The organism is Extensimonas soli, from assembly GCF_029211265.1.
Lineage (GTDB): Bacteria > Pseudomonadota > Gammaproteobacteria > Burkholderiales > Burkholderiaceae_C > Extensimonas > Extensimonas soli.
In genome coordinates this window covers 120,269-138,841 of record NZ_JARGEL010000023.1, presented here as the reverse complement: position 1 = coordinate 138,841, position 18,573 = coordinate 120,269, and the positions used below count along the sequence as shown (strand labels likewise).

Genomic DNA, 18,573 nt, shown 5'->3' with positions numbered 1-18,573 from the left:
AGTGGACGCGCTCCGGCATGGCACTTGGCCCGCGAGGCGGTGTGGTCCATCATCCGCCTCGCGGGCCAAGCGCCATGCCGGCGCGCGCCCCTCAGCTCAAACGTTACGGTGCTCCGTGGCGATGGATGAAATTCCTACGCAGTGGTGTCTGGTGGGCAGCATCACTGCTCCAAGTGGCGATCGAGACTCTCCGGCGGTGCTTCGTCTCATTGCTGAATGGTGTAACGAACCAGGGCACAAAAATTGGAGTTCAAGGGCCGAAGTCGGTGCTTATGTTCAAGTTCTTTGCAGCCCCTGGAATGACTCAGCACCCCTCTAACAATCCGGTCAACCTGACCTCCCTCACCCCGCCCGCTCCAGCATCGCATGCAGCAACACATTGCACCCCGCGGTGATGTGCTCGGGTGTGGCGGATTCGATTTCGTTGTGGCTGATGCCGTCTTTGCAGGGGATGAAAACCATGCCCGCGGGTGCGAGGCGGGCGAGGTACACGGCGTCGTGGCCGGCGCCGGAGACTGCGGGCATGTGCGAGTAGCCCAGTTGCTGCGCGGCGCGCGCGACGGCGGCGGTGCATTCGGGGTGGAAGGGTTGCGCGGGGTAGCTCGACACCAGGGTAATGTCTATGCCCAGGCCCGTCTCGGCCGCGAGGCGTGCGGCGGCGGCGCGGATGTCGGCGTCCATGCGCTCGCACTCGGCGTCGCTCGCGTTGCGCAGGTCTATGCTGAACTTGACCTGGCCGGGGATGACGTTGCGGCTGTTGGGGTGCACCTGCACCATGCCCACGGTGCCGCGGCCGTGCGGCGGGTGGCGTTGCGCGCAGGCCACCACTTCCTGCATCAGGCGCGTGGCCACTTGCAGTGCGTCGCGGCGCAGCGCCATGGGCGTGGGGCCGGCGTGCGCCTCCATGCCGGTGACGGTGCAGTCGTACCAGCGGATACCGAGCACGCCCGTGACCACGCCTATGGTCTTGCCGTGGTCTTCGAGCACGGGGCCTTGCTCGATGTGCGCCTCGAAGTAGGCGCCCACGGGGTGGTCGCCGGGGCGCTGCGGGCCGATGTAGCCTATGCGTTCGAGCTCGGCGCGCACGCTTTTGCCCTCGGTGTCGGTGGCGGCGTAGGCGTGCTCGAGCGTGAAGGCGCCCGCAAACACGCCCGAGCCCATCATCACCGGCACGAAGCGCGAGCCTTCTTCGTTGGTCCAGACGGCGACTTCGATCGGCGCCTCGGTTTCTATGCCGTGGTCGTTGAGCGTGCGCACCACTTCGAGGCCCGCGAGCACGCCGTAGTTGCCGTCGAACTTGCCGCCCGTGGGCTGGGTGTCGATGTGGCTGCCGGTCATGATGGGCGGCAGCGCCGGGTTGCGCCCCGCGCGGCGCATGAAGATGTTGCCGATCTGGTCTATGGTCACTTGCAGGCCGGCGTCGCGCGCCCAGCCGATGACGCGGTCGCGCGCTTGTTTGTCGAGCTCGGTGAGCGCGAGGCGGCACACGCCGCCCTTGGGCGTGGCGCCGATCTGCGCGAGCTCCATGAGCGAGGCCCACAGGCGCTCGCCGTTCACGCGCAGGTGGGCGATGCGGGGTTGGACTGCGGTATCCATGGCTTGGTTCCTTGACAGAATTTGACTCAAAAAACATAGCTTCCAGCGCTCATTCATCAAGCGCTAGAAGGTTATTTCATACCCAAATTTTTGCTATTGATTTCATACTTTCTGGCGCTGCACGGGCGTGGGCGCCAGCAGTTCGGCACGGCGCTGCAGGGCCTGGAAGTCGGGGCTGAAGGCGGGGCGTGGCACGTAGCGCCCGCGGCCGGGTTCGACGCGCAAGTCGCCCTGGGCATAGACGATCTCGCCCTGGCTGATGGTGTGGCTGGGGATGCCGCGCACGCTGCGGCCTTCGAAGATGTTGAAGTCGCCCTTGGAAAACTGCGTGCGCGCCGAGAGGGTTTTGTGGCCCTCAGGGTCCCAGAGCACGAGGTCGGCGTCCGCGCCCACGGCGATGCAGCCTTTGCGCGGGTAGATGTTGAACAGGCGCGCGGCGTTGGCCGAGGTGATGGCGACGAATTCGCTGGGCGTGAGGCGGCCGGTGTTCACGCCCGCGTCCCAGATCACGGCCATGCGCTCTTCGATGCCGCCCGTGCCGTTGGGGATGCGCGTGAAGTCCTCGCGGCCCTGCGCCTTTTGCGCTGCGCAAAAAGTGCAGTGGTCGGTGGCGGTGGTGTGCAGCTGGCCCGACTGCAGGCCGCGCCACAGCGCCTCCTGGTGGCCACGCGGGCGAAACGGCGGGCTCATGACGTGCGCGGCGGCGGTGGCGAAGTCGGGGTGGCGATAGACGCTGTCGTCGATCAGCAGGTGGCCCGCGAGCACTTCGCCGTACACGCGCTGGCCGCGGGCGCGCGCGCGGGCGATGGCTTCGGCGCTTTCGGCGCAGCTCACGTGCACGACGTAGATCGGCACGCCGAGCACGTCAGCGATCGCGATGGCGCGCTGCGCGGCCTCGGCCTCGACGGTGGGCGGGCGCGACAGCGGGTGCCCCTCGGGGCCCGTGATGCCGCGCTGCAACAGTTGCTGCTGCAGCAGGAAGACGAGCTCGCCGTTTTCGGCGTGCACGGTGGGCATGGCGCCGAGCTCGAGCGCGCGCGCAAAGCTGTGCACCAGGGTTTCGTCGTCGCACATGATGGCGTTTTTGTAGGCCATGAAGTGCTTGAAGCTGTTCACGCCCTCTTGCTGCACCAGCGTGCCCATGTCGGCGTGCACCTGCGCGCTCCACCACGTGACGGCGACGTGAAAGCCGTAGTCCGCCGCGGCCTTGGCGGCCCAGCCACGCCACTTGCGGTAGGCGTCGAGCAGGGGCTCTTGCGGGTCGGGGATGACGAAGTCGATGATGCTCGTCGTGCCCCCGGCCAGGCCCGCGGCCGTGCCCGTGAAGAAGTCGTCCATGGTCGTCGCGCCCATGAAGGGCAGCTGCATGTGCGTGTGCGGGTCTATGCCGCCTGGCAGCAGGTACTGGCCGCTCGCGTCGAGCACGGCGGCGCCCGCGGGCGCCTGTGCCGCCGCGCCCGCGCCCACGGCGGCGATGCGGCCTGCGACGCACAGCACGTCGGCGCGCTCGGCGCGGTCGGCGTTCACGACGGTGCCGCCGCGGATCAAAAGGGCTTGGGTCATGGGTTGTGTCTCCGTTACTTCTCCGTTACTTCTCCGTTACTTCATCGAGCCAGGGCAAACCGGGGCTTCATGCCCGCTGTGCCGGGCAAAACCGCCTTGACTCATGGCTTCTTCGCTGTCAGGTAGTAGTACGCCCCCGCGACGGCCAGGCTGAAAAACCAGCCGGCATCGAACAGCGTGAGCCAGATCGCCGGTATGCCGGCCTTGTCGATCACGCCCGACACCGCGAGGTAGCCCGGCAGGCAGGGCAGCACACCGAGCACGAAGGCCACGAGCGCCTGCGGGTTCCAACCATTGCGGTACTCGTAGGCGCCGCCGCGGCGGTACAGGTCATCGACTTGCAGCTGTCCCCGGCGCACGAGGTAGTAATCGGCCAGCAGAATGCCCGCAATCGCGCCCAGCAGGGTGCCATAGCCACCGAGCCAGGTGAAAAGGTAGTTCCCCGAGCTGGCCAGCAGCTTCCAGGGCATGAACAGCAGGCCGAGCAGCGCGGCGATGATGCCGCCCGTGCGGAAACTGATCTTGGCGGGCGCAATCTGGCTGAAGTCGTAGGACGGCGAGACCAGGTTCGCGGCCACGTTGGTGGTCAAGTTGGCCAGCAGGATCACCAACAGGCCCAAGCCCGCTGCGATGGGCCCCATTTTGGTGAGCAGGCCGTCGGGGAACAGTTCGGCCTTGCCGTAGAGGATGGCCGAGGCCGAAAACCCGATCACGCCCACCATGGAGAACAAGGCCATGGGAATGGGCAAGCCTATGGCCTGGCCCAGCACCTGGTCTTTTTGCGACTTGGCAAAGCGCGTGAAGTCCGGGATGTTGAGCGCCAGCGTGGCCCAGAAGCCCACGAGCCCGGTCAGCGCGCCCCAGGTGCGGGGGCCGCCCTCCACCACTTTGGCGGGCAGGTTGAACAGCTGCGCCGCCGGCACGCGCGCCAGCAGCACCGCGACGAGCACGACGGAAGCCACGATCATCAGCGGAGCGGCGACCACTTCGAGCCTGCGTATGGACTCCGGCCCGCGCCAGATGAACCAGATGTGCACCGCCCAGAAGGCCAGAAAGCACAGGAACTGCGAGCTGCTGATGGTCTGCCCAGGCGCTGGGCCGGCGAGGTTCATGCCTAGCACGTTCAAAAATCCGTGCAGCGCCAGCGCACCAAAGTAGCAGTTGATGGCAAACCAGCCGCAGGCCACGAGACCGCGCAGCACGGCGGGAAGATTGGCCCCCTTCACGCCGAACGAAGCCCGCGCGAGCACGGGAAACGGCACGCCGTAACGCGGCCCCACGCGCCCCAGCAGCACCATGGGCACGAGCACGATGCAATTCGCAAGAAACACCAGCCACACCGCCATCTGCCAGGTAAAGCCCTGGTCCAGCATGGAGCTGGCCATGGTGTACGTGGGCACGCACACCACCATGCCCACCCACAGCGCAGCGTAGTCCTTCCAGTCCCAATGGCGCTGCGCGGCCGTGGTGGGAAGCAAATCTTCGTTGGCAAGCGCATCGCCGGATGCGCCGCGCTCTTGCCCCGCCAGGGGGATGGCGCCGCTGCTGCTATCGTTCATAGGAGCACTCCTGTCATGGAAAAGTGAAAAAAGGATGCGAATGGCCGCAAAAGGCACGCTTGGGCACGCAATATCTGCACCACCAGTCCTCACGCGGCCACGCGCTGCGGATTGTTCGGATGCGTGGTCCAGTTGGCGTAGCGGCCGCTGACCACCTGGCCCGTGCGCGCATCGACCTCTCCCGGCGCGAGCGTGCGCAGCGTGATGCAGTCGGGCACGGGGCAGACGGTCACGCACAGGTTGCAGCCCACGCAATCGGCCTCATCGACCACGAAGCGGCGCGTGCCCTCTTCATCGCGCACGCGGATGGCCTGGTGCGAGGTGTCTTCACACGCGATGTGGCAGCGCCCGCAGCCTATGCACAGCGCAGGGTCGATCCGGGCCTTGTCGATGTGGTTGAGGTCGAGCTGGTTCCAGTCCTTCACGCTCGGCAGCGCGCGGCCGCGGAAGTCGTCGAGCGTGCGCCAGCCCTGCGCGTCCATGAAGTTGGCCAGGCCGTCGCACAGGTCTTGCACGATCTTGAAGCCATACACCATCGCGGCCGTGCAGACCTGCACCGTGCCGCAGCCCAGCGCAATGAACTCGGCCGCGTCGCGCCAGGTGCTCACACCGCCTATGCCGCTGAGGGGCAGGCCCGCGGTCTGCGCGTCGCGCGCGATCTCGGCCACCATGTTGAGCGCGATCGGCTTCACGGCCGGGCCGCAGTAGCCGCCGTGCGAGCCCCAGCCGCCGGTGTGGGGCGTGATCGCCATGCGCTCCAGATCGACGCCGATGATGGAGTTGACGGTGTTGATGAGCGACACCGCGTCGGCCCCGCCCGCCTTGGCCGCACGCGCGGGGTGACGCACGTCGGTGATGTTGGGCGTGAGCTTGACGATCACCGGCAGGCGGCTGTAGTGCTTGCACCAGGCCGTGACCATCTCGATGTATTCGGGCACCTGGCCCACGGCCGCGCCCATGCCGCGCTCGCTCATGCCGTGCGGGCAGCCGAAGTTGAGCTCCACGCCGTCCGCCCCCGTGTCCTCGACCATGGGCAGGATGCGCTTCCAGCTCGCTTCCTCGCACGGCACCATGAGCGAGACGACCATCGCGCGGTCGGGCCAGGCACGCTTGACGCGCGCGATTTCTTCGAGGTTGGTGCGCAGCGGCCGGTCACTGATGAGCTCGATGTTGTTGAAGCCGAGCACGCGCCGGTCGGGCCCATGCAACGCGCCGTAGCGCGGGCCGTTGACGTTGACCACGGGCGGGTCTTCGCCCAGGGTCTTCCAGACCACACCGCCCCAGCCGGCCTCGAAGGCGCGCGTGACGTTGACCTCTTTGTCCGTAGGCGGCGCCGAAGCCAGCCAGAACGGGTTGGGGCTGCGAATGCCCAGAAAATTGCTGCGGATGTCTGCCATGGGATTTGCTCCGGTCTGCAAAAGGGTTGCGTGCAGGTTGCGTTTGCGTCTGTGCGGTTGCCGTGGTTGCGTGGGTGGCGTGCGTGCCGTGGTTTGACGCGGGTTGCGGTAGCGCGTGCGGGGCTCAGCCGCACAGCGCCTGGTGCATAGCAAGCGCCGCGAGCTTGCCGTGTTGCACGGCCTCGACGGTGAGGTCGCGCCCGCCCGCGCGGCAGTCGCCGCCGGCCCACACGCGCGCCACGCTGGTGCGCCCCAGCGCGTCGGTGGCGATGCGTCCGCCCTGCAGCGCGATGGCCGCGCCCGCGGGCTCGGGCACGTAGCTCTGGCCAATGGCCTTGAGCACCATGTCGGCTTCGAGCGTGAAGGTCTCGCCCGACTCCACGAGGCGCCCGTCCTGCAGCGCCGTGACCGCGCAGCGCAGGCCGCGCACCTGCCCGTCGGCGCACAGCAGCTCTTTGGGCGCGGCCCAGTGGCGCAGCAGCACGCCCTGCGTCTGCGCCCACTGCTGCTCCGCGGCCGAAGCGGGCATGCTCTCTGGCCCGCGGCGATAGACGATGCTGACCTCTTCGGCGCCGAGCATGCGCGCCTGCACCGCCGCATCGACCGCCGTCATGCCACCACCGAGCACAAGCACGCGCCGCCCCACGGGCACGCTGGCCAGGTCCTGCGCCTGGCGGATTTCGGCGATGAAGTCCACCGCGTTGCGCAGGCCCTGCGCCTGCGGCTCGGCAATGCCCAGTGCATTCACGCCCGCCAGCCCCAGGCCCAGGAACACCGCGTCGTAAGCAGCGAGCAGCCCGTCGAGCGTGAAGTCGCGCCCGAGCTGCTGCCCGCAGCGCAATTCGATGCCGCCCACCGACAGCAGCCAACGCACCTCCTCCTGCACGAATTCGCTCCTGACCTTGTAGCGCGCAAGGCCGTATTCATTGAGGCCACCGGGCTTGGGCCGCGCCTCGAACAGCACCACCTCGTGGCCGCGCAGCGCGAGCCCGTGCGCGCACGCGAGCCCCGCAGGGCCGGCGCCGACCACGGCCACGCGCCGGCCCGTGGGTGCGGCGCGCTCGAACAGCGGCGCGCCCAAAGGATGGTCCGGCTGCTGCTGCGCCGTGAAGTACGCATCGGTGGCGTAGCGCTGCAGCCGGCCGATCTCCACGGGCTTTTCCTGCAAGGCGTTGCGCACGCAAGCCTGCTCGCACAGTACCTCGGTCGGGCACACGCGCGCGCAGGTGCCGCCCAGCGGATTCGCCGACAGGATCGCGCGCGCCGCGCCGCGCAGGTTGTCCTGCGCGATGCGCTGGATGAACGCCGGCACGTCGATCTCGGTCGGACAGGCGCGCGTGCAGGGCGCGTCGAAACAGTCGTAGCAACGCTCGGCCTCGATCAGCGCCTGCGCGCGCGTGAGGGGCGGGTGCGCATCGCAAAAACGCACGGCGTATTCGGCCGGCGCGAGCCGCGCGGCGCACAGACCGCTGGCACGGCTTGCAAGGGTTGGCATCAGAAGAACCTCCAACGGATGGGTGGCAAACGAAAGATTAGAGGGAGCACGCAAAAGCCGCGCACTTCAATTTACTTGACAGTAAAAATTTACCAACAGGTAAAACCATGAATGCAAACGCCATGCCAGCCTTCGGCCGCGCGCCTTGTCCCACAATGGTGCGATGCATGCACCTTCTTCGCCCCCACCAGCTGCCCAACCAGAAGACGCCGCAGCCATGCGCCGCCCGAGCGCCGCGCGCCGGCGCAAGGAAGAAGCCATCGTCACCGAGGCCGAGTGCCAGTTTGCGCAGTTCGGCTTCGAGGGCGCGACGCTCGAAGGCATCGCCGCCGCCTGCGGCATCAGCCGCCACAACCTGCTCTATTACTTTCCGAGCAAGGAGGCGCTGTACCAGCGCGTGCTCGACGCGGTGCTGGACCAGTGGCTCGCAGGCATGCAAGACCTCGCGCAAAGCGACGCCCCGCAGCAGGCGCTGCGCGACTACATCCGCGCCAAGCTGCGCTACTCGCGCGCGCGCCCGAACGGCGTCAAGGTGTTCGCCAAGGAGATCATCGCAGGCGCGCCGCGCTACACTGCTGCGATCCGCGCGCGCGTAGCGCCGCTGCTGCAAACTGAGGTGCAGCGCTTCGAGCGCTGGGCCGACGAAGGCCGCATCGCGCGCGTCGATTTCACACACCTGATGTTTGCGCTGTGGGCACTCACGCAGTCCTACGCCGAGCAGGAGGCGCAGTTCGCGCTATTGCTGGGCAGGCCAGCACTGACCGAAGCCGATTACGCCGCCGCCGAAGCGCTGATCTGCCGCCTCGTATTCGGCGCGCTGGGGCTGGCCGAATGACTCCTGATTTGAGAGCTGTAGGCGCTTGAATTACCTGCGCAAAGTGCCAGTTTGGCTCAGATTTTTGGCCGTCCCAAGGCCGCATCCGCCAGCGCTCGCCCCAAAAAATCTGCATCCATCCCCCTTGAAACCCGAACAAACGCCCGTATCATTGGCACTCGCTACGGGTGAGTGCTAACGCCCGTGGAGAGCAAACCGAGCGTCTGTCTTTGTGCCAGGCGCTTTGTCATGTATCCACCCACCATTTTTTGCAAACCAGGAGAGATGCAATGAAACTTCGCCCCCTGCACGATCGCGTGATCGTCAAGCGTATCGAGAGCGAAACCAAGACTGCCTCTGGCATCGTCATTCCCGACAACGCCGCCGAAAAGCCCGATCAAGGTGAAGTGCTGGCCGTAGGCCCTGGCAAGAAGAACGACAAGGGCGAGCTGAGCCCCATGAGCGTCAAGGTTGGCGACCGCGTCCTGTTCGGCAAGTATTCGGGCCAGACCGTGAAGGTCGATGGCGACGAATTGCTGGTCATGAAGGAAGACGATCTTTTCGCCGTGGTCGAAAAGTAAGCCCCGTCACCCGTTCGACAAACCCCTGATTTTTTGAATACGGAGAATCCAAATGGCTGCAAAAGACGTAGTTTTCGGTGCTGATGCACGTCACCGCATGGTCGAAGGCGTGAACATCCTCGCCAACGCCGTCAAGGTGACCTTGGGCCCCAAGGGCCGCAACGTGGTGCTCGAGCGCTCCTTCGGCGCCCCCACCGTGACCAAGGACGGTGTGTCCGTGGCCAAGGAAATCGAGCTCAAGGACAAGCTGCAGAACATGGGCGCGCAAATGGTCAAGGAAGTCGCTTCCAAGACCAGCGACAACGCCGGTGACGGCACCACCACCGCTACCGTGCTGGCCCAGGCCGTCGTGCGCGAAGGCATGAAGTACGTGGCCGCCGGCATGAACCCTATGGACTTGAAGCGCGGCATCGACAAGGCTGTCGAAGCCCTGATCGCCCAGCTGAAGAAGGCTTCCAAGCCCACCACCACGTCCAAGGAAATCGCCCAGGTTGGCTCGATCTCGGCCAACAGCGACAGCTCCATCGGCCAGATCATCGCTGATGCCATGGACAAGGTCGGCAAGGAAGGCGTGATCACCGTCGAAGACGGCAAGTCGCTGCAAAACGAGCTCGACGTCGTGGAAGGCATGCAGTTCGACCGCGGCTACCTGTCGCCCTACTTCATCAACAACCCCGAGAAGCAGGCCGCCATCCTCGAAAACCCCTTCGTGCTGCTGTTCGACAAGAAGATCAGCAACATCCGCGACCTGCTGCCCGTGCTCGAGCAAGTGGCCAAGGCCGGCCGCCCGCTGCTGATCATCGCCGAGGACGTCGAGGGCGAAGCCCTGGCCACGCTGGTGGTCAACACCATCCGCGGCATCCTCAAGGTCGTGGCCTGCAAGGCTCCGGGCTTTGGTGACCGCCGCAAGGCCATGCTCGAAGACATCGCCATCCTCACGGGCGGCAAGGTCATCGCCGAAGAAGTCGGCCTGGTGCTCGAAAAGACCACGCTGGCCGACCTGGGCCAGGCCAAGCGCATCGAAGTGGGCAAGGAAAACACCATCATCATCGACGGCGCCGGTGCCGCTGCCGACATCGAAGCGCGCGTCAAGCAGATCCGCGTGCAGATCGAGGAAGCCACCTCTGACTACGACCGCGAGAAGCTGCAAGAGCGCGTGGCCAAGCTCGCCGGCGGTGTGGCCGTGATCAAGGTCGGCGCTGCGACCGAAGTCGAAATGAAAGAGAAGAAGGCCCGCGTCGAAGACGCCCTGCACGCCACCCGTGCAGCCGTCGAAGAAGGCATCGTGGCCGGTGGTGGCGTGGCCCTGCTGCGCGCGCGCCAGACTGTGGGCGAGCTCAAGGGCGACAACCATGACCAGGACGCCGGCATCAAGCTGGTGCTCAAGGCCATCGAAGCGCCGCTGCGCGAAATCGTGGCCAACGCTGGTGGCGAGCCTTCGGTGGTGATCAACCGCGTGCTCGAAGGCCAGGGCAACTTCGGCTTCAACGCCGCCAACGACACCTATGGCGACATGATCGAAATGGGTATCCTGGACCCGACCAAGGTCACGCGCACCGCGCTGCAAAACGCCGCCTCCGTGGCCGGCCTGATGCTGACCACCGAGTGCATGGTTGCCGAAACGCCGAAGGACGACGCTCCTGCAGTCGGCGGCGGCATGCCCGACATGGGTGGCATGGGCGGCATGGGCATGTAATGCCTGGCTGAAGCTCCAGCAATCCTGCACAAAGGGCCGCGCAAGCGGCCTTTTGTGTTTTGGTTTTCCGTGTTTTCGTTCCCGTGTTTTTACGCCCCGAGTGCCAGCGCCAGCAGCGCGCTGGTCTGCTCGGTGATGGCCATGCGCGTGCTGCGCTCCAACCGACCCAGCCAGCGCTGCGGCAGGGCCTGGGCGCCGCACAGCGCGCCTGCAAGCATGCCGGCCAGCGCGCCGGTGGTGTCCGCGTCCTCACCCTCGTTGACCGTGCCCACCACGGCGGCCTCGAAGTCGGGCGTCGCCAAAAAATGGTGCAGCACGGTCTGCACGGTATCGACCACGTAGCCCGTCGCACGGCCGGGGTAGGGTTGGTAGCGAAACTTGGGAAAGTGCCCAACCAAATCGTCCGCGATCGCCCTGCACGCCGCCAGCGCCTGCGGCGGCGCTGGCGCGCGCAGCAGCGCGTGCAGCATCTGCCCGAAAGCCACCGTGGCCGCATCCGACAAAGGGTGGTGGTGGGTGATGTGCGCCTGTGCAATCGAGACCGGAGCCAGGCATTCTGGCCGCCCGAGCGTGGCCAGCGCCACCGGCAGGTTGCGCATCAGCGCACCGTTGCCGCCGTCGCCGGGCTGCGGCGGGCCTTGCAGGCTGCCGTCGGCCAGGTAGCGCATGATGCCGCGGCGGCAGGTGTTGCCGCAATCCACGGGCTTGCCGCGCCACCAGCGCACGAAAGCCTCGGCCATCAGCCCCGTGTCGAACGGCCGCCCCTGCTGCTGGCCTTGCAGCAGGGCATCGCCCAGCGCCAGGCTCATGGTCGTGTCGTCGGTGACCTGTCCGGGTTTGAGGCGCAGCCAGCCGCCGCCGATCATGTCGCGGTGCACGCCATACTGGTGCCGGATTTCGCGCGGCGTCATGAACTCGACGGTCGCGCCCAGCGCATCACCTATCGCCAGCCCAAGATAGGCCCCGAGCGCACGGTCGAAGAGCTGCGCGCGGCTGCATGCGGCCAAGGGGTTCGGTGACTGCAGGGGCGCGCTTTCAGGCATGGCGCGCCTCCACTTTGTAGAGCCCGCCCAGGGCCAGCACTTCGCCCTCGCCGTGAAGCAGCACCTTGTGCAGCAGGCCCGGGTAAAACAGCAGCTTGGCCAGCGGCACGCGCACATGCAGCAGCCAGTCGCCAAAGCATTCGGCCTGGTCGGCACGCTGGGCGAAGCTCACCAGATTGTTCAGCTGCACGGTAAGCAGGCGCTTGCCCGGGCCCAGCGTGCCGGCCACGATCTGCTCCTCGCAGCGCGTGATGCCGCGCCACAAGGGCACCTGCCGCACCGCGCCAAAGGGCTCAAAGCGCTGCAGCGCCCACTGACAGAATTCGTAGAGCAGGTCGAGCTGCTGAAAAATGCAGTTGTTGTGGAAGCGGCTCGAGGCCTTTTCTTCGAGGTATTTGATCCAGGCGGACGAAGGAAAGTGCTCGAGCCGCTCGCCATGAAAGCACGGCACCAGGCCGAAACGGCTCTCGACCCAGCCCTTGAGCACGGCCCCGGCCTGCCCGCTGCTGTCTATGCCCCAGCTTTGCAGGAGCTTGACGTAGCTGGCGCGCCAGCGCCGCGCCTCGGCTGGCGAGGCCGGGTCTTTGGCGGGCTCCAGGCCAAAGGCCAGGCTCAGGTAATGGACGAACATCTCGCTGGCTTCCTCTGGGCTGCCACTGGTTGCCAACAAGGCAAAGAGCCCCGCATGCGCCTGCCGCGTGCCGCCGATGTGCAAGGGCGTGGGATGGTCATTGAACGCCGTGCTGCCCAGCAGCTGCGCCGGCACGCCCACGAGATTGGTCGTGTACCAGGTGTGCGGATGCTCGGCATGGTCAGGGCGCAAAAGGCGCTCCCTCAGAGGCTGAGAGTTTTTCGGCCGCGGCCGAAAGGCGCATCAAAACGCCACCGATAGCGGTGCAAAGCGCAGCCATAGCTCGGGCGATGGCGAGCATTTGCAACGACGAGCGGGGGTGTTTGGGTGTGCAAGGCGGCCATGGACGAAAAATTCTCAGCCTCTCAGTGGCCCGCGCGGGAACTGTGCGGCTGCGCCACCACGCCAGGCTGCACCTCGCGCGGGCGCCCCGGATGCGCGCGCTCCTGCCCGCCCTCTTCGGTATTGCGGATGAAGTCGGCCACTTTGTAAAAAGCGGCTTCGAGGTCGCTGCGCAAGTCCGCGTCGGCACACACTTCGGCCAGCGCCGTGCGCATGCAAAGCATCCAGGCATCGCGCGCGGCGGCGTCGATGTCGAAGGGCTGATGGCGCCGCCGCAGCATGGGAGCACCGCGTGCAGGCGTGTAGAGCCTGGGCCCGCCCAGCCATTCGCTGAGGTACTGCACCAGCACTGCCTTGGTGGCGCGCAAGTCTGCAGCGTGCATGGCCCGTATCGTGGCCGCCTCGGGCAGGCGGTCCATGGCACGGTAAAACGCATCCACCAGGCGCACGACCTGCTCCTGACCGCCCAGACGGGCGTAGTGCGGGTTCTGCGGTGCAGCGGGGGAAGCAGGAACGGGAACGGTAGGGGCGTGCATGGGCCCTGCAGACGCAACTGCCGTACCAGCCACGCCAGGGCCACAGGGCGCCGTTTTGCGCGACAAAACCGCGCTTTGCGGACCAAAACCATGCAGGCATCGTCGCGCCCCAACGTATTTTGTCGGCTTGCGTACAAACGCGACGCGCCCTAGCTGCGCACAGGCACGGTGCACAGGGGGCTGCGCAATTTCCCCAATGTGGCACGCAAGACTGCATCCCGCAGCACGAAAGATGCGTTTTCTGCCTGGAAAACCAACTTTCTGCCCTCGTCAAGTCTGGCCCATTAATTGCTTGTATACAAGTTAGAACCTCAGAACATCCCCAAAAGCGGACGTTTGCAGGTTCTCCCATCCGCCATTTTTTGAACAGGAGCGACACGATGTCCGAAGAACTGCAATGGAAACGCCGAAATTGGCTCAAACAGACAGGAATGCTTGGCCTCGGCATGGCCGCTGGAGGCTGGACCCCTTGGGGTCAAGCAGCGAGCCCGCTCACCGTGGGTTTCATTTATGTAGGCGCGAAGGACGACTACGGCTACAACCAGGCCCATGCCGAAGCAGCCGCCGTGGTCAAGACTTGGCCCGGCATCAAGGTGGTGGAAGAAGAAAACGTCCCCGAGACCACCGCGGTGCAGAAAACCATGCAGGGCATGATCGTGCAAGACGGCGCCAAGCTGCTGTTCCCCACCTCCTTCGGCTACTTCGACCCGCATGTGCTGGCCATGGCCGCCAAGTTTCCGGACATCCGCTTCGCCCACTGCGGCGGCCTGTGGACCGAGGGCAAGCACCCAAAGAACGTGGGCAGCTTCTTCGGCTACATCGATGAGGCCCAGTACCTCAACGGCGTGATCGCGGGCCACATGAGCAAGAGCAAGAAGCTCGGCTTCGTGGCGGCCAAGCCCATCCCGCAGGTGCTGCGCAACATCAACGCCTTTACGCTGGGCGCGCAGTCCGTGCACCCGGACATCAGCTGCGCGGTGATCTTTACCGGCGACTGGTCCATGCCCGTGAAGGAGGCCGAGGCCACCAACAGCCTGGCCGACCAGGGCGTGGACGTGTTCACCATGCACGTGGACGGCCCCAAGGTGATCGTCGAGACCGCGGCCAAGCGCGGCAAGTTCGTCTGCGGCTACCACGCCTCACAGGCCAAGCTGGCACCCCAGGCCTACCTGACCGGCGCCGAATGGAACTGGGTCACGCCCTACAAGCAGATCGTCGAAGCTGCCAAGAACGGCCAGCCCCACCCGAACTTCGTGCGCGGCGGCCTGAAGGAAGGCTTCGTGAAGTCCTCGCCCTACGGTGGCATGGTGCCGGAGGCAGCCCGCAAGCAGGCCGAGAGCATCCGCGCCGCGATGATGAAGGGCACGTTCGACATCTTCAAGGGCGAACTCAAGGACAACACCGGCAAGGTCGTGATCCCCAAGGGCACGGTGCACAAGCAGACCGACGTGGCCCTGGAAGGCATGAACTACCTGGTGGCCGGCGTCATCGGCAAGGTCTGACGCCCCCGCCCCATCCCTGAAGACGCCACGGAGAACGCCATGCCTGCTGCTGCCCCCCGGCCCTGGCACGTCGCTGCCGAAAACCTGCTCCTGCCCGTGCTGGCCCTGGCCGGCGCGCTGCTGCTGTTCGGCGGCTTCGTCTGGCTGGGCGGCACCAGCCCGGTGGACACCTGGCAGCTGCTCTACGAGGGCGCCTTCGGCTCGGCTTTCTCCTGGCAGAACACCCTGCTGCGGGCCGCGCCACTGATGCTCACCGCCCTGGCCGTGGCCCTGCCGGCCCAGGCCGGGCTCATCGTCATCGGTGGTGAGGGCGCCCTGGCTCTGGGGGCGCTGGGCTGCGCCAGCCTGCCCTATGTGTTCACCCCACTGGCCAACGCCCTGGGCGTCGCGATGGTGCTGGCCGCGGGTGCCGCCGCCGGGGCCGCCTGGGTGGCGCTGGCTGGCGCACTGCGCCAGTACCGCGGGGTCAACGAGACCATCTCCAGCCTGCTGCTGAGCTACATCGCCATCGCGGCGTTCAAGCACCTGGTCGAAGGCCCGCTGCGCGACCCGGCCAGCCTCAACAAGCCCTCCACCCAGCCACTGGCCGACGCGCTGCGCATCGGCCCCATCATGGGCAAGGCGGCCTTCGACAGTTGGCTGGGCGATGTGCACTGGGGGCTGGTGATCGGCGCCGTGCTTTGCGTGCTCGCCGGCCTGTGGCTGAGCTTCACCACCCACGGCTTTGCCGTGCGGGTGGTGGGCGGCAACGCCAAGGCGGCCCGGCTGGTGGGCCTGCCCAGCCACCGGCTGATCCTGGTGGCCTGTGCCGCAGGCGGCGCCTGCGCCGGGCTGGCCGGGGCGGTGGAGGTGGCAGCCGTGCAGGGCGCGGCCAATGCCTCAGTGCTCTCGGGCCTGGGCTACACCGGCATCCTGGTGGCCTTCGTGGCCCGCCAGAACCCCTGGGCCATTCCGCCGGTGGCCGTGCTGTTCGGCGGCTTCGGCGCCGCGGGCAGCCTGCTGCAGCGCCGGCTGGACCTGCCCGACGCCTCGGTGCTGGTGCTGCAGGGCTTTGCCTTCGTGCTGATTCTGGCCGCCGAGGCGCTGCGCGGCCGCATCGCCGCCGGCCTGGCCGGGGCCCTGTCCCCCACCCTGCCCAAACCCCTGCCGGCCGCCCCGGCCCTGAAGGAGACCACGCCATGAACGCCGACGCCTGGACCACCCTGCTGCTGGCCGTGCTGGGCGGCGCCGTCCGCGTGGGCACGCCCTTTCTGTTCGTCAGCCTGGGCGAGTGCCTGACCGAAAAATCCGGCCGCATCAACCTGGGCCTGGAAGGCGTGCTGGTGCTCTCGGCCATGGCTGGCTTCGGCGGAGCCTACCTCAGCGGCAACGTCTGGCTGGGCGTGCTGACCGCGGGCGCCAGCGGAGCGCTGCTGGCCACGCTGCACGGCCTGCTGTGCTCGCTGCCCCGGGTGTCGGACATTGCCACGGGCATCGCACTGATGCTGCTGGGCACCGGCCTGGCCTTCTACTTCGGCAAGCCGCTGATCCAGCCGCAGGCGCCGCAGATTCCCTCGCTGGCGCTGGGTGCCTGGAGTGCCTCGCCGCAGGTGCAGACTGCCCTGTCCGTCAACGCGCTCTTTCCGCTGGGCGTGCTGCTGGCCGGGCTGATGGCCTGGGGCTTCACCCGCACCCGCTGGGGCCTGGTGGTGCGCATGGCGGGCGACTCCAGCGACGCGGCCCGCGCGCTGGGTTACTCGGTCAGCGCAGTGCGCGTCGCCGCCACCGCGGCCGGCGGCTTCATCGCTGGCCTGGGCGGGGCCTCGCTCTCGCTCTACTACCCCGGCAGCTGGAACGAAGGCCTGTCCAGCGGCCAGGGCCTGATCGCGGTGGCGCTGGTCATCTTTGCCCGCTGGAGCCCCTGGCGCTGCCTGGGCGCAGCGCTGCTGTTCGGCGGCGCAGGCGCCCTGGGCCCGGCCCTGCAATCGGTGGGAGTCACCAGCGGCTACTACCTGTTCAACGCCGTGCCCTACGCACTGACGCTGCTGATCCTGGTGCTCACCTGTTCGCCCCGGCGCTCGCTCAAGGGCGCGCCGGTCGAACTGGCCGTCTCGCGCTGATCCGCCATGTCCTTCCCGGAGCCCCTCATGCCCACCCTTGCCTCCACCCCCTACGCCTGGCCCTACAACGGCGACCTGCGGCCCGCCAATACCGCGCTGGTGATCATCGACATGCAGACCGACTTCTGCGGCGTGGGCGGCTATGTGGACACAATGGGCTACGACCTCTCGCTCACCCGCGCGCCGATCGAGCCGCTCAAGCGCCTGCTGGCCGAAGCCCGCCGCGTGGGCTTGCACGTCATCCACACCCGTGAAGGCCACCGACCGGACCTGTCCGACCTGCCGGCCAACAAGCGCTGGCGCTCGCAGCAGATCGGCGCGGGCATCGGCGACATGGGACCCTGCGGCCGCATCCTGGTGCGTGGCGAACCCGGCTGGGACATCATCCCCGAGCTCTATCCCATCGCCGGCGAACCGATCATCGACAAGCCGGGCAAGGGCAGCTTCTGCGCCACCGACCTGGAACTGATCCTGCGCGTGCGTGGCATCGAGAACCTGATCCTCACCGGCATCACCACCGATGTCTGCGTGCACACCACCATGCGCGAGGCCAACGACCGCGGCTTCGAATGCGTGATGCTGACCGACTGCACCGGTGCCACCGACCCCAGCAACCACGCCGCCGCCTTCCAGATGATCAAGATGCAGGGCGGCGTGTTCGGGGCGGTGGCCGATTCCAGCGCGCTGCTCGAACTGCTGCGCACCTTCTGAACAGGAGTAAAGCCACCATGACCTCGAACATCCAACGCCGCCACCTGCTCATCGGCGCCAGCGCCGCGAGCGCGCTCACCGCCATGGGGGCCAGGCCGGCGCATGCCGACGACAAGATCCTGATCGGCTACTGGCCCATCGCTTCCGGCCTGCCGCTGTACGTGGGTCTGGAGCGTGGCATCTTCAGGGAAGCTGGGCTGAACGTGGAGGGCGTGAAGTTCGCCAGCGCGCAGCAGGTGGCCGAGGCCATGATCTCCGGCCGCATCCACGGCTCGGCCAACGGCACCGCCTCGGCCGTGCTGGGGCTGGCCGAGATCACCAGTCCCAACCTGTTCAAAATTATCTGCTCCAACCCCTCGAACAGGTCGCTGGTGCTGGACGAGTTCGTGGTGCCCAAAGACAGCCCCGTGAGGTCGATCGCCGAGCTGGCGGGCAAGAAGATCGCCAGCGGTCCCGGCATCCAGAACGTCACGCTGGCCAAGATCATCCTGGAGAAAAACGGCATTGCGAACCCGACCGTCACCGAGCTGCCGGTGGGCCAGCACGTGCCGGCGCTGGCCTCCGGCCAGGTCGATGCGGTCTACACGCTGGAGCCCACCGGCACCGCCGGCAGGCTGAAGGGTCTGAGCCGGGTGCTGGAGACCGGCGTGATCTCCAAGTACGTGCTGGGCAATCCGGACGCACCCTGGTTCGGCGGCAGTGCCAGCGTCACGAATGCGTTTCTCAAAGACTCGCCGGAACTGGCCAGGCGTTACATCGCAGCCTATGGCAAGGCAGTGCAATGGGTGCGCTCGTCGCCAGAGGAGTCGCGCAAACACATGGATGGCTTCACCGCCATCGAGGAGGCACTGGTCAGAGAGGTGCCTTTGTCCGGCTTCACGATGTACAACGAATTCAGCGTCAGCGATCTGGGTTATTTCCAGAAATTTTTCGACGTATTCACCGAGCGCAAGATATTCAGCCGCAAGCTGGACGTGAAGTCACTGCTCTACACCGCTTGAGAGTACC

Annotated in this window: 16 protein-coding genes; 8 read left to right on the top strand and 8 right to left on the bottom strand. The window is 66.8% G+C overall.

Translation table 11 applies throughout. The features are described from left to right. Positions 1-342 precede the first annotated feature (342 nt). The 5 genes from PYV55_RS10830 to PYV55_RS10810 all read right to left on the bottom strand — a co-directional run bounded on the left by PYV55_RS10830 (position 343) and on the right by PYV55_RS10810 (position 7,610). Positions 343-1,596 (bottom strand): Zn-dependent hydrolase, encoded by a 1,254-nt coding sequence (locus PYV55_RS10830; RefSeq protein WP_275850973.1) that lies wholly within the window; start codon positions 1,594-1,596, stop codon positions 343-345. Positions 1,597-1,698: 102 nt separating this feature from the next. Then, a complete protein-coding gene (gene hydA / locus PYV55_RS10825) occupies positions 1,699-3,159 on the bottom strand; it encodes a dihydropyrimidinase (RefSeq protein ID WP_275850971.1) in 1,461 nt (486 codons plus the stop codon). 101 nt (positions 3,160-3,260) lie between these two features. Then, a complete protein-coding gene (locus PYV55_RS10820; protein ID WP_275850970.1) occupies positions 3,261-4,718 on the bottom strand; it encodes an NCS1 family nucleobase:cation symporter-1 in 1,458 nt (485 codons plus the stop codon). Between the two features lie 89 nt (positions 4,719-4,807). After that, a complete protein-coding gene (gene preA / locus PYV55_RS10815; protein ID WP_275850967.1) occupies positions 4,808-6,115 on the bottom strand; it encodes an NAD-dependent dihydropyrimidine dehydrogenase subunit PreA in 1,308 nt (435 codons plus the stop codon). A 124-nt stretch (positions 6,116-6,239) separates the two neighbouring features. After that, a complete protein-coding gene (locus PYV55_RS10810; RefSeq protein ID WP_275850965.1) occupies positions 6,240-7,610 on the bottom strand; it encodes an NAD(P)-dependent oxidoreductase in 1,371 nt (456 codons plus the stop codon). A 163-nt stretch (positions 7,611-7,773) separates the two neighbouring features. Between PYV55_RS10810 and PYV55_RS10805 the strand changes: the two genes are divergently transcribed. The 3 genes from PYV55_RS10805 to groL all read left to right on the top strand — a co-directional run bounded on the left by PYV55_RS10805 (position 7,774) and on the right by groL (position 10,701). Further along, on the top strand, positions 7,774-8,445 hold the full coding sequence (locus tag PYV55_RS10805) for a TetR/AcrR family transcriptional regulator (protein ID WP_407066792.1): 672 nt from the start codon (positions 7,774-7,776) through the stop codon (positions 8,443-8,445). Positions 8,446-8,714: 269 nt separating this feature from the next. After that, complete coding sequence (groES, locus tag PYV55_RS10800) at positions 8,715-9,005, top strand: co-chaperone GroES (protein ID WP_144733678.1); 291 nt, start codon at positions 8,715-8,717, stop codon at positions 9,003-9,005. A gap of 52 nt (positions 9,006-9,057) precedes the next feature. Next, positions 9,058-10,701: a chaperonin GroEL gene (gene groL, locus PYV55_RS10795; protein ID WP_275850959.1), complete on the top strand. Its 1,644-nt coding sequence runs from the start codon at positions 9,058-9,060 to the stop codon at positions 10,699-10,701. Positions 10,702-10,790: 89 nt separating this feature from the next. Here groL and draG read toward each other — a convergent pair whose 3' ends face one another. The 3 genes from draG to PYV55_RS10780 all read right to left on the bottom strand — a co-directional run bounded on the left by draG (position 10,791) and on the right by PYV55_RS10780 (position 13,253). Next, a complete protein-coding gene (draG, locus tag PYV55_RS10790) occupies positions 10,791-11,744 on the bottom strand; it encodes an ADP-ribosyl-[dinitrogen reductase] hydrolase (protein WP_275850957.1) in 954 nt (317 codons plus the stop codon). Continuing rightward, positions 11,737-12,567: an NAD(+)--dinitrogen-reductase ADP-D-ribosyltransferase gene (locus PYV55_RS10785; protein ID WP_275850955.1), complete on the bottom strand. Its 831-nt coding sequence runs from the start codon at positions 12,565-12,567 to the stop codon at positions 11,737-11,739. Before PYV55_RS10785 ends, draG begins: the two co-directional genes overlap by 8 nt. Before the next feature lie 173 nt (positions 12,568-12,740). Continuing rightward, the gene (locus PYV55_RS10780) at positions 12,741-13,253 is read right to left on the bottom strand and encodes a group II truncated hemoglobin (RefSeq protein ID WP_345803594.1); all 513 of its coding nucleotides are present in this window, start codon (positions 13,251-13,253) and stop codon (positions 12,741-12,743) included. A gap of 380 nt (positions 13,254-13,633) precedes the next feature. Between PYV55_RS10780 and PYV55_RS10775 the strand changes: the two genes are divergently transcribed. Genes PYV55_RS10775 through PYV55_RS10755 form a run of 5 tightly spaced genes read left to right on the top strand, consistent with a single transcriptional unit; the run spans position 13,634 to position 18,566 of the window. Beyond that, positions 13,634-14,755, top strand: coding sequence for a BMP family ABC transporter substrate-binding protein (locus PYV55_RS10775; RefSeq protein WP_407066791.1), 1,122 nt, complete (start codon positions 13,634-13,636; stop codon positions 14,753-14,755). Between the two features lie 39 nt (positions 14,756-14,794). Further along, on the top strand, positions 14,795-15,937 hold the full coding sequence (locus PYV55_RS10770; protein ID WP_275850953.1) for an ABC transporter permease: 1,143 nt from the start codon (positions 14,795-14,797) through the stop codon (positions 15,935-15,937). Next, positions 15,934-16,854: an ABC transporter permease gene (locus tag PYV55_RS10765; RefSeq protein WP_275850950.1), complete on the top strand. Its 921-nt coding sequence runs from the start codon at positions 15,934-15,936 to the stop codon at positions 16,852-16,854. The genes PYV55_RS10770 and PYV55_RS10765 overlap by 4 nt, the downstream gene beginning before the upstream one ends. Positions 16,855-16,881: 27 nt before the next feature. After that, a complete protein-coding gene (gene biuH, locus PYV55_RS10760) occupies positions 16,882-17,565 on the top strand; it encodes a biuret amidohydrolase (protein WP_275850947.1) in 684 nt (227 codons plus the stop codon). A gap of 17 nt (positions 17,566-17,582) precedes the next feature. Then, entirely contained in the window at positions 17,583-18,566 is a 984-nt protein-coding gene (locus PYV55_RS10755) for an ABC transporter substrate-binding protein (RefSeq protein ID WP_275850945.1), read from the top strand. The last annotated feature ends 7 nt before the right edge of the window (positions 18,567-18,573 follow it).

Excerpts from the sequence above, each read along its gene's own strand:
- PYV55_RS10830 (WP_275850973.1), bottom strand. The coding sequence starts at position 1,596 with ATGGATACCGCAGTCCAACCCCGCATCGCCCACCTGCGCGTGAACGGC.
- hydA (WP_275850971.1), bottom strand. The coding sequence starts at position 3,159 with ATGACCCAAGCCCTTTTGATCCGCGGCGGCACCGTCGTGAACGCCGAC.
- PYV55_RS10820 (WP_275850970.1), bottom strand. The coding sequence starts at position 4,718 with ATGAACGATAGCAGCAGCGGCGCCATCCCCCTGGCGGGGCAAGAGCGC.
- preA (WP_275850967.1), bottom strand. The coding sequence starts at position 6,115 with ATGGCAGACATCCGCAGCAATTTTCTGGGCATTCGCAGCCCCAACCCG.
- PYV55_RS10810 (WP_275850965.1), bottom strand. The coding sequence starts at position 7,610 with ATGCCAACCCTTGCAAGCCGTGCCAGCGGTCTGTGCGCCGCGCGGCTC.
- PYV55_RS10805 (WP_407066792.1), top strand. The coding sequence starts at position 7,774 with ATGCATGCACCTTCTTCGCCCCCACCAGCTGCCCAACCAGAAGACGCC.
- groES (WP_144733678.1), top strand. The coding sequence starts at position 8,715 with ATGAAACTTCGCCCCCTGCACGATCGCGTGATCGTCAAGCGTATCGAG.
- groL (WP_275850959.1), top strand. The coding sequence starts at position 9,058 with ATGGCTGCAAAAGACGTAGTTTTCGGTGCTGATGCACGTCACCGCATG.
- draG (WP_275850957.1), bottom strand. The coding sequence starts at position 11,744 with ATGCCTGAAAGCGCGCCCCTGCAGTCACCGAACCCCTTGGCCGCATGC.
- PYV55_RS10780 (WP_345803594.1), bottom strand. The coding sequence starts at position 13,253 with ATGCACGCCCCTACCGTTCCCGTTCCTGCTTCCCCCGCTGCACCGCAG.
- PYV55_RS10775 (WP_407066791.1), top strand. The coding sequence starts at position 13,634 with ATGTCCGAAGAACTGCAATGGAAACGCCGAAATTGGCTCAAACAGACA.
- PYV55_RS10770 (WP_275850953.1), top strand. The coding sequence starts at position 14,795 with ATGCCTGCTGCTGCCCCCCGGCCCTGGCACGTCGCTGCCGAAAACCTG.
- PYV55_RS10765 (WP_275850950.1), top strand. The coding sequence starts at position 15,934 with ATGAACGCCGACGCCTGGACCACCCTGCTGCTGGCCGTGCTGGGCGGC.
- biuH (WP_275850947.1), top strand. The coding sequence starts at position 16,882 with ATGCCCACCCTTGCCTCCACCCCCTACGCCTGGCCCTACAACGGCGAC.
- PYV55_RS10755 (WP_275850945.1), top strand. The coding sequence starts at position 17,583 with ATGACCTCGAACATCCAACGCCGCCACCTGCTCATCGGCGCCAGCGCC.